Genomic DNA, 16,222 nt, shown 5'->3' with positions numbered 1-16,222 from the left:
CCCATGACCTCGTCCCGACAGGACCGCATCGCGGCACTGCCCGCCCACCTGCGGGAGGCGCTGCGTGCGCGGCTGGCGGGAACGGCCGCGGCGGCACCGGAGATCCCGGCAGGCGCGGACCGTTCCCGTCCACTCCCGCTGTCGTCGGCCCAGCGGCGGCTGTGGTTTCTCAGCCGGCTGCGCCCGGACGACCCCGAGTACAACAGCGCGCTCGCCCTGCGCCTGACCGGCACCCTCGACACCGGCGCGCTGGCCACCGCGCTGCGGCTGCTGGTCGCCCGGCACGAACCCCTGCGCACCACGTTCGACGAGGTCGACGGCGAGGGCGTCCAGCTGGTCCGGCCGCCGTACGAGGTGCCGCTGCCGGTCGTCGACGTCACCCCGGACGACCTCGACGCCGTCCTGCGCGCGGAGTACGCGCGGCCGTTCGACCTCGCCCGCGGCCCGTTGCTGCGCGCGGTCCTGCTGCGCCTCGGCCCGGCCGAGCACGTGCTGCTGGTGTGCGTACACCACATCGCCACCGACGGCGCGTCGATGGGCGTGCTCACCGAGGAGCTGGGCCTGCTCTACCGCGACGGCGCACGAGCCGAGCTGCCCGCCCAGCCCTTGCAGTACGCGGACTTCGCCGTCTGGCAGCACGACCGGCCGACCCGGCCGGCGGGCCTGGAGTACTGGAAGCAGCAGCTCGCCGGCGTGACACCGCTCGAACTGCCGACCGACCGCCCGCGTCCGGCCACCCGGGGCACCGCGGGCGCGGTCCGCGAATTCGCCGTCCCCGCCGAGGTCGCCGGGCGGCTCGCCGAGCTGGCCCGTACGTCGGAAACCACGCTGTTCACCGTGCTCGTGGCCGCCTGCCAGGCGCTGTTCGCGCGCTACACCGGGCAGGACGACATCGCGCTCGGCACGGTCGTGCAGGGCCGCGACCGGCCCGAGCTGGCCCGGGTCGTCGGGTTCTTCGTCAACACCGTCGTCCTGCGTTCCACTGTGGACGCCTCGGTGCCGTTCACCGAGCACCTGGCCCGCACCCGCCGGACCGTCCTCGACGCCTTCGCCCACGACGACGTGCCGTTCGAGGAACTCGTCGACGCCGTGCACGCCGGGCGCGACCCCGGCCGCAACCCGCTGTTCGACGTCATGGTGCTGCTGCACAGCAACTCCGGGACGGGCCCGGCGTTCCCGGGCCTGTCGGTGGAACCGGCCGGGGTGCCGCGGGATTCGTCGAACTTCGACCTGACCGTGGAGTTCGAGGAAGCCGGCGGGCGGCTGGCCGGGATCGTCGAGTACAGCACCGAGCTGTTCGACGCGGCCACGATCGACCGCCTGATCGCGCACCTGCTGCGGCTGCTGGCCGGGATCGCCGCCGGGCCGGGCCGGCGGCTCGCCGACCTCCCGCTGACCACCGAAGCCGAAGAGCGGCAGCTGCTGCACTGGGGACGCCGGGCCGTCGACGTCCCCGAGACGACCGTCGTCGGCCTCCTCGACCACCAGGCGCGGACCCGGCCGGACGCGACCGCGCTCGTCTGCGGTGACGTCCGGCTGACCTTCGCCGAACTCGCCGCCCGCACCGACGCGCTCGCCGCGGACCTGGCCGCGCGGGGCGCCGGGCCGGACCGGGTGGTCGCGGTCCTCCTGCCCCGCTCGGCCGAGGCGATCGTCGCGCTGTTCGCCGTGCTCAAGGCCGGTGCGGTGCACCAGTCGATCGACCCGGGACTGCCACCCGAGCGGATCCAGGTGCTGCTCGACGACACCCGCCCGGTGGTCGTGCTCGACGACACGACCGCGTCCACCGGCAGACCGAGACCGGCCCCGCCCCAGCCGTCGGACGCCGCCTACGTCGTCCACACCTCCGGCTCGACGGGCACGCCCAAGGGCGTCGTCGTCGAGCACGCCGCTCTGGTGAACCTGATCGTCAACCACCGCCAGGTGTTCGGCCGCGGCCCGCTGCGCGTCGCGCTGACCGCGACGCTGTCGTTCGACACCTCCTGGGAAGGCCCGCTGCTGCTGGCCGACGGCCACGAACTGCACCTGGTCGACGACGAGACCCGCCTCGACCCGGCCGCGCTCACCCGCTATGTCCGCGAGCAGCGCGTCGACTTCCTCGACGTCACGCCGTCCTACCTGCGGCAACTGCTGCCCGCCGGCCTCCTCGACGGTACGCACCGCCCGCGGTTCCTGATGGTCGGCGGCGAGGCACTCGAACCGGACCTGTGGCAAAAGCTGACCGAGGCAGACACTGCCGCGTACAACTACTACGGCCCGACCGAATCCACAGTGGACGCCACCTGCGCCCCGGTGTCCGGCGACCGGCCGCTGATCGGACGGCCGCTGGGCAACGTGACCGCCTATGTCCTCGACGAGCATCTGCGGCCGGTCCCGGCCGGCGTGCCCGGCGAGCTGTGTCTCGCGGGCGCCCAGCTGGCCCGTGGCTACCTCGGCCGTCCGGGGCTGACCGCGGACCGGTTCGCCGCCGACCCCTTCGGCGCGCCCGGCACCCGCCTCTACCGCACCGGCGACCGGGTCCGCTGGACACCGGACGGGCGGCTGGAACACCTCGGCAGGCTCGACGAGCAGGTCAAGGTCCGCGGCTTCCGCATCGAGCCGGGCGAGGTCGAGACGGCGTTGCGCGCACGGCCGGGCGTCACCGACGCCGCGGTGGACGCCCGCGACGGACGGCTCGTCGCCTACGTCGTCGGGGACGCCGACCTGGCGACGCTGCGGGCCGGGCTCACCGAAGTCCTGCCCGCTCATCTCGTGCCGTCGGCGTATGTGCCGCTCGACCGGCTGCCGCTGACCCGCCACGGCAAGCTGGACCGCCGCGCCCTCCCGGACCCCGAGGTCACCGCCACCACGCCGTACGTCGCGCCGCGGACCGACCGCGAACGGCTGGTCACCGATGTGTGGGCCGAGGTCCTGGGCGTCGCCCGCGTCGGCGTCGACGACGACTTCTTCGACCTCGGCGGGGATTCCCTGCTCGGCATCCGGGTGGTGGCGCGGCTGCGGGACGCGCTCGGCACCGACGTCCCCGCCCGGCTCGTCTTCACCGCTCCCACTCCGGCCCGGCTGGCCGCGCAGCTGCCGGACGCGGCGGAACCGGGCACGGTGATCCCGGTGCTGCCGCGTGACGGCGGCCGGTTCGAGGCGCCGCTGTCGTTCGCCCAGCAGCGCCTGTGGTTCCTCGACGAGTTCGAGCCCGGCAGCACCGAGTACGTCTCACCGACCGTGTTGCGCCTGCGCGGGAAGCTCGACACCGGCGTGCTCAACCGCGCCCTGACCGCGTTGGTCGCCCGGCACGAGTCCCTGCGCACGACGTTCGCGACCGTCGACGGCCACGGCGTCCAGGTCGTCCACCCGCCGTATGCGGTCGAGGTCCCCGTGCGCGACGGCGACCTCGCGACGGCGTTCGAGGCCGTGTCCGGGCCGGTGGACCTGCACACCGGGCCGCTGCTGCGGACCGCGCTCACCCGGCTCGGCCCCGAGGACCACGTCCTGACCCTGGTGCTGCACCACATCGTCACCGACGGCTGGTCCGCCGGGGTGCTGCTGGCCGAGCTGGCCACCTGCTACGCCGCCTTCGCCCGCGGCGAGGAACCGGCGCTGCCGCCGTTGCCGGTGCAGTACGCCGACTACGCGGTCTGGCAGCGCGAACGCCGCTTCGACGACCAGCTCGGCTACTGGCGGCACCGCCTCGACGGCGTCCCGGTGCTGGACCTGCCCACCGACCGGCCGCGCCCGCCGGTCCGCACGAAGAACGGCGCGCTGCACGAGTTCCGCGTCCCGGCCGGGACGACCGCTCGGCTCAAGGACCTGTCCCGCCGGCACGGCGGCACGCTGTTCATGACACTGGTCGCCGCCTGCCAGCTGCTGTTCGCCCGCTGGTCGGGGCAGTCGGACGTCGCGGTCGGCACGGTCGTGTCCGGCCGGGAACGCACCGAGCTGGAGGGGCTGATCGGCTTCTTCGTCAACACGCTCGTGCTGCGGTCCACAGTGGACCTCAGCCGCGGCTTCGAAGCCTTCCTCGGCGACGTGCGCGACACCGTGCTCGACGCCTTCGCCCACCAGGACGTCCCGTTCGACCGCGTCGTCGACGACCTGCAGCCCGACCGCGACACCAGCCGCACCCCGCTGTGCCAGGTGATGGTCGTGCTGCACAACACCCCGGACGCCCGGCCCGCGCTGCCCGGCCTGGAGCTGGAGGAACTCGCGCCGCCGATCGTCACCGCCGGGTTCGACCTCGCCGTCCACTTCCAGGAGACGGCCGGACGCCTCGACGCCGTCGTCAACTACAACACCGACCTGTTCGACACCGCGACCATCGAACGGCTCACCGGCTGGCTCGGCGTGCTCCTCGACGGCATCGCGGCCGCGCCGGACCGCCCGCTCGCCCGGCTGCCGTGGACCACCGCCGCCGAACGCGACCTCGTGCTCTCGACGTGGAACGGCACGACGTCGTCGCAGCCCGAGCCGACACTGCCGGAGCTGTTCGCCGCGCAAGCCGCCCGCACCCCGGACGCCGTCGCCGTGACCAGCGGGACCACCGAGCTGACCTACGCCGAACTCGACCGGCGCGCCAACCGCCTGGCCCACCGGCTGATCGCCGAAGGCGCGGGCCCGGAACGGCTGGTGGCGCTGCGCTTGCCGCGGTCGGCCGACCTGGTGGTGGCGATCCTGGCGGTGCTGAAGACCGGCGCCGGCTACCTGCCGATCGACCCGGCCTACCCGGCGGCCCGGATCGAGGCGATGCTGGCCGACGCCCGCCCGGTGTGCGTGGTGGACTCCGTCGAAGCCGCAGACGGACCGGACACCGCGCCCGCGGTGCGAATCGACCCGGGTAGCACCGCCTACGTCATCTATACCTCCGGCTCGACCGGGCTGCCCAAGGGCGTGCTGATCCCGCACGCGAACGTGACCCGGCTGTTCTCGGCGACCGCGCCCTGGTTCGGCTTCGGCGAGCAGGACGTCTGGACGCTGTTCCACTCCTACGCGTTCGACTTCTCGGTGTGGGAGCTGTGGGGCGCGCTGCTGCACGGCGGCCGCCTGGTCGTCGTCCCGCAGGACGTCGTGCGCGCGCCCGAGGACTTCCTGGCCCTGCTGGCCGAGCAGCGCGTCACCGTGCTCAACCAGACGCCCTCGGCGTTCTACCGGCTGAGCACGCTGCCGTCGGCGCCGCTGAGCCTGCGGTACGTGATCTTCGGCGGCGAGGCACTGGAACCGGCCCGGCTGGCCGAGTGGTACCGCCGCCACCCGGACGGGCCGCGGCTGGTCAACATGTACGGCATCACCGAGACCACGGTCCACGTCACCCACCGCGTGCTCGGCGACGGCCGCGCCACGGTCGGCGTCCCGATCCCGGACCTGCGGACCTACGTCCTGGACGCGGACTTGCAGCCGGTGCCGCCGGGCGTCACCGGCGAGCTGTACGTCGCGGGCGCGGGCCTGGCCCGCGGCTACCTGAACCGGCCGGGCCTGACCGCGTCCCGGTTCGTCGCCGACCCGTTCGGCGCGCCGGGCACGCGGATGTACCGCACCGGCGACCTCCTGCGCTGGACCGCCGACGGCGAGCTGGAGTACCGCGGCCGCGCCGACCAGCAGGTCAAGATCCGCGGCTTCCGGATCGAACCCGGCGAGATCGAGGCCGCGCTGACCGCCCACCCCGACGTCGCCGAGGCCGCCGTCGTCGCCCACGGCAGCGGGGACGCCCGGCGGCTGGTCGCCTACCTGACCGGGACGGTTCCCGGGACCACCGCGCTGCGCGAGTTCCTCGGCCGTTCGCTGCCCGCGCACATGGTTCCCGCGGTGTTCGTCCCGCTCGACAAGCTGCCGCTGAACGCCAACGGCAAGCTCGACCAGCGGGCCCTGCCGGAACCCGGCGCACGCACCGAAACCCGGTACGTCGCCCCGCGCACCGACGCCGAAGCCACGCTCGCCGAGGTGTGGTCGGCCGTCCTCGGCGTCGAGCGCGTCGGTGTCGAGGACAACTTCTTCGGCCTCGGCGGCGACTCGATCCTCAGCATCCAGGTCGTGGCCAGGGCCCGGCACGCGGGGCTGACGGTGTCGTCGAAGGACCTCTTCCGGCACCAGACTATCGCCGAGCTGGCCCAGGTCGTCACGACCGACGCGCCGTCGGCGCCGGCCGAGGTCGCCGGGCCCGCCCCGCTCGGCCCGATCCAGTCGTGGCTGTTCGAGCACCTGGAGCAGCCGTGGCGGCTCACCATGTCCGTCCACGTCGTCCTGACCGCCGCCGACGTCCCGCGGCTGGCCGGGGCACTGGCCCGGGTCGCCGAGCGGCACGACGCGCTGCGCATGCGTTTCTCCCGCACGGACACCGGCTGGCAGCAGGAACCGGCGGCGACCGACGCACCCGGCCTGCTGCGGCACGTCGATCTGTCCGAAGTGGACGACGTCGCCGCCGCGATGCACGCCGAAGCCGAACGCGCGCAGTCCTCCCTCGACGTCACCGCCGGACCGGTGTGGCGCGCGGTGCTGTTCACCTTCCCCGACCGCCTGCCGCAGCTGTTCCTCACCGCCCACCACCTGGTGATGGACGGCGTCTCGTGGCGCATCCTGCTCGGCGACCTCGACCGCGCCTACCGCGGCGAACCCCTGGAACCGGTGGGCACCTCATTCACCCACTGGGCCCGCACGCTCGCCGGGCACGTCCGCGCCGGGAAGCTCGACGACCAGCTCGCGTACTGGACGTCCCGTGCCGGTGACCCGGCGCTCCCGGTCGACCGCGACGGCCGCAACACCACCGCGTCGGCCCGCACGGTGTCGGTGTCGCTCGGCCGCGAGGAGACCGCGGCGCTGCTGCAGAGCGTGCCGGGCGCGTACCGCACCGAGGTCAACGACGTCCTGCTGAGCGCCCTCGGCCACGTGCTGTCCCGCTGGACCGGCCGCTCGCGCGTCGTGCTCGCCCTGGAGGGGCACGGCCGCGAGGAGATCGCCGCGCCCCTGGATCTGTCGCGCACGATCGGCTGGTTCACCGCCCAGTACCCGCTCACGCTCGACGTGCCCGGCGACGGCTGGGACGCGGTCCTCAAGTCCGTCAAAGAACAGCTGCGCGCGGTCCCGGACAAGGGTGCCGGCTACGAAGCCCTCCGGTACCTGAGCCCGTCCGGCGCGGTCCTGCGCGACGACCCGGCGCCGATGATTTCCTTCAACTACCACGGCCGCTGGGACGTCGACGGCGGCGACGGCTGGTACCGCGGGCGGGGCGAGAGCCTCGGGCACGACGCCGACCCGGACGGCACCCGGCCCTACCTGCTCGACGTCATCGGCGTCGTCGAAGCCGGCGGACTGCACCTGACCTGGGAGTACTCGGCCGAGGTCCACGAGGAGACCACGGTCCGCAGGCTCGCCGAGGACACCGCTGGTGCGCTGCGGGAGATCATCGCGCACTGTGCCGGGACGGGCGGCCGCACGCCGTCGGACTTCCCGCTCGCCCGGCTCGGCCAGGCCGACGTCGACCGCCTGGCCGGGGACGGCCGCGACGTCGAGGACATCTACCCGCTGACGCCGCTGCAGGCGGGCATGGTGTTCCACAGCCTCGTCGACCACGGCTCGACCGCCTACTTCGACCAGTTCCGCCTGCGGCTGGCCGGGGTGCGCGACCCGGCGGCGCTGGCCGAGGCGTGGCAGCGGGTCGTCGACCGCACGCCGATCCTGCGCAGCAGCACGGTCTGGGACGGCGTCGACGAGCCCGTCCAGCGTGTGCACCGCGCAGTCCGGGTGCCGGTCACCCACCACGACTGGCGCGCGCTCACCCCGGACGAGCAGCAGGCCGCGCTGGAGAAACTGCTGGCCGACGACCAGGCGCAGGGCATGGACCTGACCACGCCGCCGCTGATGCGGCTGGCCATCGCCCGCGTCGCCGACGACGAGGTCCAGCTGCTGTGGACCTCCCATCACGTGCTGCTCGACGGCTGGAGCACGGCGCAGGTGTTCGGCGAGGTGGCCGAGCAGTACGCGGCCATCGTCGAAGGACGGCCCGCGCAGCTCGTGCCGCGGCGGCCGTTCCGCGACTACCTCGGCTGGCTGGCCGGGCAGAACCGTGCGGAGGCGGAGGGCTTCTGGCGCGCGGAACTCGACGGCTTCGCCACACCGACCCCGCTGCCGTACGACCGCCTGCCGCAGGAGGCCCACCGCGCCGAGTCCGCCGACGCGGTGCTGGTCGAGCTGTCCGAAACGGACTCGGCCCGGCTGCACGAGACGGCGAAGGCGGCCGCGCTGACCGTCAACTCCGTCGTGCAGGGCGCGTGGGCACTGCTTTTGGCCCGCTACAGCGGGGAGTCCGACGTCCTGTTCGGCACCACGGTGTCCGGCCGCCCGGCCGAGCTGCCCGGAGTCGAGGCGATGATCGGGATGTTCATCAACACCGTGCCGACCCGGGTCGAGGTCCCGGCCGGGCAGCCGATCGGGGAGTGGCTGCGCGAGGTGCAGGCCCGCCAGGCCGACGCCCGCCGCTACGACTTCCTCGCGCTGTCGCAGCTGCAGGGGTTCACGGCGGTGCCGTCCGGCACGGCCCTGTTCGACAGCGTGGTCGTCTTCGAGAACTACCCGATCGAGGACAGCGGCCAGGACGGCGTGCGGGTGCTGGACGTCGACTCGGTCGACACGACGAGCTATCCGTTGAACCTCACGGCCTACCTCCACGACCGGCTCGGGCTGGAACTGTCCTACGACCCCCGGCTGTTCGACCGCGCCACCGCCCAGCGGCTGGCCGGGCAGCTGGCCGCGTTCGTCCGCGCCATCGTCGCCGACCCGGACCGCCCGGTCGGCGCGGTGTCCCCGCTGACCCCGCAGGAGCGCGAGCGGCTGCTGGCCACCGGCACCGGCGTGCAGGGCGAGGTCCCGGCGGGCACGATCGTGGACGTCCTCGACGCGACCGTGGCGCGGATCCCGCACGAGACGGCACTGGTCTTCCGCGACACGAAGTTGACCTTCGCCGAGTTCGGCGCGCGAGTGGCGAGGCTGGCCGAGGAACTGGTTTCCCGCGGTGCCGGGCCGGAGCGCGTGGTGGCCGTGCTGCTGCCGCGTTCGGCCGAGGCGGTCGTCGCGCTGTTCGCGATCCTCAAGGCGGGCGCGGTGTACCTGCCGGTCGACCCGGGCCTCCCGGCCGAGCGGATCCGGCTGCTGCTGGCCGACGCGCAACCGGTGGTCGTGCTCGGCGGCCACGGCGAAACCACCGCGCCAGCCACCGGAACGCGCGTGACGACCGCGAACGCCGCGTACGTCATCTACACCTCCGGCTCGACCGGCACGCCCAAGGGCGTCGTCATCGAGCACGCCGGGCTGATGAACCTCCTGGCCAACCACCGCCGCGTCGTCGGACGGGAGCGGCTGCGCGCGGCACTGACCGCGGCCCTGTCGTTCGACACGTCGTGGGAAGGCCTGCTGCTGCTGGCCGACGGGCACGAGCTGCACGTGATCGACGACGACACGCGGCTGGACCCGGTCGCGCTCGTCCGGTACGTCCAGCGGCAGCGCATCGAGTTCCTCGACCTGACGCCGACCTACGTGCACCAGCTGCTGCCCGCCGGCCTGCTGCGCGGCGAGCACCGGCCGCGGCAGGTGTGGCTCGGCGGCGAGGCCGCCACCGAGGCGCTGTGGCACGAGCTGGCCGCGTCCGGCACCGCGGCGTACAACTTCTACGGCCCGACCGAGGCCACAGTGGACGCGGCGTTCACCCGCCTGACCGGCGAGCGGCCCTCGATCGGGCGGCCGGTGCTGAACCTGCGCCTGTACGTGCTCGACGGCGCCGGCGAGCCGGTGCCCGAGGGCGTGCCCGGCGAACTGCACATCGCCGGCATCCAGCTCGCGCGCGGCTACCTGAACCGGCCCGGCCTGACCGCCGACCGGTTCGTGGCCGACCCGTTCGGGCCGCCCGGGTCCCGGATGTACCGCACCGGCGACCGCGTCCGCTGGGCCGCCGACGGCCGCCTCGACTACCTCGGCCGCGTCGACGAGCAGGTGAAGATCCGCGGCTTCCGCGTCGAACCCGGCGAGATCGAGGCAGTGCTGCGGCGGCACCCGGCGGTCGCCGACACCACCGTCGTCGCCCGCGACGGACGGCTGGTCGCCTACGTCGTCGGCGAAACCCGCGGCCTGCGGGCCTGGCTGCGGGAGCGGCTGCCGGACCACCTCGTCCCGTCGGTGTTCGTCGCGCTCGACGCCCTCCCGCTGACCCGGCACGGCAAGATCGACCGGCGCGCCCTGCCCGCCCCCGGGCGGGACGAGGCCGCCGAGTACGTCGCGCCGCGGACGGAGACCGAACGGCGGCTGGCCGCGATCTGGGCCGAGGTCCTGCGCGTCGACCGGGTCGGCGTCACCGACAGCTTCTTCGAGCTGGGCGGCGACTCGATCCTGAGCATGCGGCTCACTTCGCGGGTGCGGGCGGAGTTCGGTGCCGAGGTGTCGCCGCGGGCGTTGTTCACGACGCCGACGCTCGGCGGGTTCGCCGCGGGCCTGCCGCTCGGGCAGGCCGCCGCCGAGCCGATCCCGGTGGTGCCGCGTGACGGCGCGCTGCCACTGTCGTTCGCCCAGCAACGCCTGTGGTTCCTCGACGAGTTCGAGCCGGGCGGCACCGAATACCTCTCGCCCACAGCGTTGCGGCTGCGCGGCGACCTCGACGTCGACGCGCTGCGGCGGGCCCTGGACACGCTGGTCGCGCGGCACGAGTCGCTGCGCACGACGTTCGACGCGGTCGACGGCCGGGGTGTCCAGCTGGTGCACGAGCCGTACCACGTCGAGCTGCCGGTCGAGGACTACGACGAGGACGCCCTGGCGCGGGAGTCGCTGCGGCCGTTCGACCTGCGCACCGGGCCACTGCTGCGCGCCCGGCTGTTCCGGCGGGCCGCCGGGGACCACGTCCTGCTGCTGGTGCTGCACCACATCGTCACCGACGGCTGGTCCTCCGGCGTGCTGGCCACGGAACTGGACACCTGCTACGCCGCCTACGTCCGCGGCGAGGACCCCGCGTTGCCGCCGCTGCCGGTGCAGTACGCCGACTTCGCCGCCTGGCAGCGGAAACTGCTCGACGGGCCGCGCCTGGCCGAGGAACTCGACCACTGGCGCGAGCGCCTGGCCGGGCTCGCGCCGCTGGAGCTGCCTGCCGACCGGCCGCGCCCGCCGGTCCGCACCACCGAGGGGGCGTGGCTCGGGTTCGACGTCCCCGCCGAGGTCGCCGCGGGCCTGCGGGAGCTGGCGAGCACCCAGGACGGCACGCTGTTCATGACGCTGGTGGCCGCCTGCCAGGTCCTGCTGGCGCAGTGGGCCGGGCAGGACGACGTCGCCGTCGGCACGGTCACCGCCGGGCGCGACCGGCCCGAGCTGGACCGGCTGGTCGGCTTCTTCGTCAACACGCTGGTCCTGCGGTCCACAGTGGACGCCCGGACCTCGTTCCGGGACTTCCTGGCCGCGGTGCGGGACACCGTGCTCGACGCGTTCGCCCACCAGGACGTGCCATTCGAGCGGGTGGTGGACGCGGTGCAGCCGGTCCGCGACGCGAGCCGCACCCCGCTGTTCCAGGCGATGGTGCTGCTGCAGAACACCGGCGACCGGGCAGGCGGCGGCACGCTGGTCGCCGGCGAGGAGCCGCTGCCTGCGACGTCGGCGAACTTCGACCTGCTGGTGCAGTTCGAGGAGGACGAAGGCGAGCTGCACGGCGCGATCAACTACAGCACCGGCCTGTTCGACGCGGCGACGATCGAGCGGCTCGTGCAGCGGCTGCGGACGCTGCTGACCACGCTCGTCGCGCAGCCGGACCGGCCGATGGCGGAGCTTTCGCTGCTGCCGCAGGCCGAACTGGACCGCCTGCGGGCCTGGAACGACACCGCACGCGACGTCGCCCCGGCGTCGCTGGCCCGGCTGTTCGAGGCGCAGGCCGAGCGGACCCCGGAGGCGCCGGCGCTGCTGTCCGGCGACGACCGGCTCACCTACGCGCAGCTGAACGCGCGGGCCAACCGGCTGGCCCGGCTGCTCGCCGAGCGCGGTGCCGGCCCGGAACGGATCGTCGCCGTCCGGCTGCCGCGCTCGGCCGCGCTGGTCGTCACCGAGCTCGCCGTGGCGAAGACCGGCGCCGCGTTCCTGCCCGTCGATCCGGCCTACCCGGCCGAGCGCGCGGAGTTCATGCTCCGGGACGCCGATCCGGTGTTCGTGGTCGACACCGAACTCGACGCCGCCGGGTACGACGGCACGAACCTCGAGGTGCCGTTCGATCCCGCGCAGGCGGCGTACGTGATCTACACGTCCGGCTCGACCGGGCAGCCCAAGGGCGTCGTGGTGTCGCACGCCGGGCTGGCGTCGCTGTCGGCCGCGGCCATCGGCCACTTCGGGACGGGCACTGGTGACCGCGTGCTGGTCTACAACTCGCCCAGCTTCGACGTGTCGATCTTCGAACTGTGCGTCTCGCTGCCCGCGGGTGCCGCGCTGGTCGTGCCGCCCGAAGGACCGGTGCTCGGCGCTCAGCTGGCCGAGTTGTTGCGGCAGCACCGGATCACGCACGCGCTGCTGCCGCCGGTCGCGCTGGGCACGGTGCCCGGCGAGCCGCTGCCGGACCTGCGCACGCTGGTCGTCGGCGGCGAAGCCTGGCCGTCCGCGCTGGTGGACCGGTGGGCGCCCGGCCGCCGCATGATCAACGCCTACGGGCCGACGGAGGCGTCGATCGTGACGTCGTGGAGCGAGCCGCTGGTCCCGGGCGGCCCGATGCCGATCGGCAGGCCGATCCCGAACACCCGGGTGCACGTCCTGGACGCGGCGCTGCGGCCGGTGCCGATCGGCTCGCCCGGCGAGCTGTACGTCGCCGGGCTCGGCCTGGCCCGCGGCTACCTGAACCGGCCGGGCCTGACCGCCGACCGGTTCGTGGCCGCCCCCTTCGGCGAGCCGGGTGCCCGGATGTACCGCACCGGCGACGTCGTCCGCCACACGGCCGCGGGTGAGCTGGAGTTCGTCGGACGGGCCGACGAGCAGGTCAAGATCCGCGGCTTCCGGATCGAGCTGGGTGAGATCGAGGCGGCGCTGCGGCGCCACCCCGCGGTGCGCGACGCGGTCGTGGCCGTCCACGACTACGACGGGCACAAGCGGCTGGTCGCCCACGTCGTCGGCGAGCCGGACGGCCTGCGCGCCTACCTCGGCGAGACCCTGCCGGACCACCTCGTGCCCTCGGCGTTCGTGCCGCTGGAGAAGGTGCCGACGACCCCGAACGGCAAGGTGGACCGGCAGGCGCTGCCCGCGCCGGACGCGGCGGCGCTGCGGACCACGCAGTACGTCGCGCCGCGCACGGGGACCGAGGAGCTGCTGGCGGGGATCTGGGCCGAGGTGCTGGGCCTCGACCGCGTCGGCGCGGCGGACAACTTCTTCGAGCTGGGCGGCGACTCGATCCTGAGCATCCAGGTCGTCCACCGTGCCCGCCAGGCGGGGCTGGCGGTGCGGTCGAAGGACCTGTTCACCCACCAGACGGTCGCGGAGCTGGCGGCCGTGGCGACCACGGCCGAGGCGGGCGCCGACGACCGCGAAGCCGTCGTCGGCGACGTCCCGCTCACACCGATCCAGCGCTGGTTCTTCGACGCCGAGCCAGCCAATCCGGCGCATTTCAACCAGTCGGTCCTGGTGGAACTCGACGGTCCGGTGGACGAGGAGGCACTGCGCCAGGCGTTCGACGCGGTCGTCGCCCACCACGACGCGCTGCGCCTGCGGTTCGTGCGCACCGGCGACGGCTGGACCCAGCACAACGCCCCGGTGGAGCAGGCAACGGTGCTGCGCACGGTGTCCACTGTGGACCTGGAAAGCGCTGCGGACGAGGCCCACGCGAGCTTCGACCTGGCCCGGCCCCCGCACCTGCGTGCCCTGGTCACCGACGGCACCCGGCCCCGGCTGTTCGTCGCCGCGCACCATCTGGTGGTGGACGCGGTGTCGTGGGGCATCCTGCTGGAGGATCTGGAGCGGGCGTACCGGCATATCCAGGCGGGCGAGAAGCCCGACCTCGGCCCGAAGACGACGTCGTTCCGCGACTGGGCCCACCGCCTGCGCGAGTTCGTCGAATCGGGTGGCCTGGACGGCGAGCGTGCGCACTGGGCCCGTGACCTGCCGGGCCGCACCCTGCCGGTGGACCGCACCGACGGCCCGCCGTCCCCGCCCGAGGTGGTGACGGTCGCGGTGGACGAGCGCGACACGGGTGCGTTGCTGCACCGCGCGCCGGGCGCGTACCGCACGCGGATCAACGACGTCCTGCTGGCAGCGCTGGCCCGGGCACTGACCCGCTGGACGGGCGAGCAGGCGGTGACGGTCGACCTGGAGGGCCACGGCCGCGAGGAGATCCTGGACGACGTCGACCTGTCCCGCACGGTGGGCTGGTTCACGACGTTGTTCCCGGTGGCGGTGACAGTCGACCCGGACGCGGGCTGGCGGCAGTGCGTGAAATCGGTACGGCGCCAGCTGCGCGCGGTCCCCGGCAATGGCTTCGGTCACGGAGCCCTGCGCAGCTACCGCGATCCGGAACTGGGTGGCGAGGGAGCCCAGATCGCGTTCAACTACCTGGGCCAGGGCGAGAACACAACGGCAGGAGAGGGCCTCTACCGGCGCGCCCTGCCCCCGATCGGCCGCGACCAGGACCCGGCCAACGCCCAGGCCCACCTGCTGGAGGTGGTCGGTGGAGTGCGGGAGGGACGGCTGGAGTTTTCCTGGTACTTCCGGCCGGACCGCCACAACCGGGCGACGATCGAGAGGGTAGCGGCCGACTTCGCCGACGCGCTGCGCGGGATCGCGGCCGATTGCCGGGGTGAGGACGCATGAGCGGGGTTGACGGGGTGCGCGCGGAGTCCGCCGGTGAGTCGTTCGGCACCGCGCCGGTTCCCACGGGCGAGTCGCTCGCCACGACCCCTGCCGCCAAGGGCACCGGAGCGCCCGCCGAAGCGGCCTCCCGGGCAACCGAACCATGTCCCGTTCCCCGCGTCCCGGCCACCGGCGAGGTGCGGCCATGACCGGGCTCGGCCGCAACCGCGACTACCGGCTCCTGTGGACCGGCCAGGTGGTCTCCGAAGCCGGGTTCAGCACCACGACGATCGCCTTCCCGCTGCTGGTCCTGGCGCTCACCGGGTCCGCCGCCCAGTCCGGGCTGGTGCTGGGCGCGGTCGCGGTGGCGCAGCTGGTGGCCGGGCTCCCCGCCGGTGCGCTGGTGGATCGCTGGCACCGCAAGCGGATCATGCTCGGCTGCGAGGCCGTCCAGGCCGTCGCGGCCGCGTGCCTGGTGCTCGCCCTGTTCTGGCAGGTCGCGGGTGTCTGGCTGCTGGTGGCCGTCGCGGTTGTGATGGGCCTGTGCCGGGCGTTGTTCGAACCGGCGGAGGAGGCGAGCCTGCCGCGGCTGGTCGCCGAGGAGCAGGTGCCCGCCGCCGTCGCGATGAATGCCGCGCGCACCAGCGCGGGTCAGCTGTCCGGGACGGCTCTCGGCGGGTTCCTGTTCGCCCTCGGCCGGTTGGTGCCGTTCGCCTTCGACGTCGTCGCGCACGTCTTCGCGTTCGTGTCGCTGCTGTTCGTGCGCCTGCCCGACCGCCCGGACCGGCAGGCGGCGGACCGCCCGCCCGCGCACCTGGGCCGGGAGATCGCCGAAGGGCTGCGCTGGGTGTGGCAGCAGCGTCCGCTGCGCGTCACGGTCCTGTGCGTGGTCAGCCTGAACCTGCTCTTTTCCGCCTACTACCTCGTGATCATCGTGCTGGCGAACGACCGCGGCGTGCCGTCGGGCGAGATCGGCGTGATGGCCGCGATGCTCGGCGCCGGCGGGATCCTCGGCGCGCTGGCCGCGCCGTACCTGCACCGCAGGCTGAGCCCGTACCTGACGATCATCGGCGTCTTCTGGGCACTGACGGTCCTGACGCCGCTGGCGGTGTTCGTCCACAATGGATACCTCCTGGGCGCGCTGTTCGCGGCGATCGCGTTCCTGCCGCCGGCGGCGAACACGACGATCAGCACGTACCAGCTGCTGTTCACCCCCGACCACCTGCGCGGCCGCCTCGGCGGGGTACTGGGCGTGACGGGTGGCCTGGCCGCGGCGCTCGGCCCGGCTCTGGGCGGCTGGCTGATCGAGCTGCTCCCCGGCCCCGCGGCGGTGCTGACGTGCACGGCGGCGATCGCGGCGGTCACCCTCCTGACGACGTTCAGCGGCACCCTCCGCGGCTTCCCCGCCGCGGCCGAGCTCCGCGAACTCGAAGAAACACCCGGCCCGTGAGAGAAAGGA

The 16,222-nt window shown here is 74.0% G+C and carries 3 protein-coding genes; all 3 read left to right on the top strand.

The window, feature by feature from the left end:
* The first annotated feature begins 3 nt into the window (after window positions 1–3).
* The 3 genes from ABJI51_RS31155 to ABJI51_RS31145 are packed head-to-tail and all read left to right on the top strand — an operon-like array spanning window position 4 to window position 16,213.
* Window positions 4–14,784, top strand: coding sequence for a non-ribosomal peptide synthetase (locus ABJI51_RS31155; protein ID WP_348954612.1), 14,781 nt, complete (start codon window positions 4–6; stop codon window positions 14,782–14,784).
* Window positions 14,781–14,972, top strand: coding sequence for a hypothetical protein (locus ABJI51_RS31150; protein ID WP_348954611.1), 192 nt, complete (start codon window positions 14,781–14,783; stop codon window positions 14,970–14,972). The genes ABJI51_RS31155 and ABJI51_RS31150 overlap by 4 nt, the downstream gene beginning before the upstream one ends.
* On the top strand, window positions 14,969–16,213 hold the full coding sequence (locus ABJI51_RS31145) for an MFS transporter (RefSeq protein WP_348954610.1): 1,245 nt from the start codon (window positions 14,969–14,971) through the stop codon (window positions 16,211–16,213). Before ABJI51_RS31150 ends, ABJI51_RS31145 begins: the two co-directional genes overlap by 4 nt.
* Window positions 16,214–16,222: the final 9 nt, after the last annotated feature.

The organism is Amycolatopsis melonis, from assembly GCF_040064235.1.
GTDB classification, from domain to species: domain Bacteria; phylum Actinomycetota; class Actinomycetes; order Mycobacteriales; family Pseudonocardiaceae; genus Amycolatopsis; species Amycolatopsis melonis.
The sequence above is the reverse complement of the archived record's forward strand: the minus strand, read 5'-3'. Positions and strand labels throughout refer to the sequence as shown.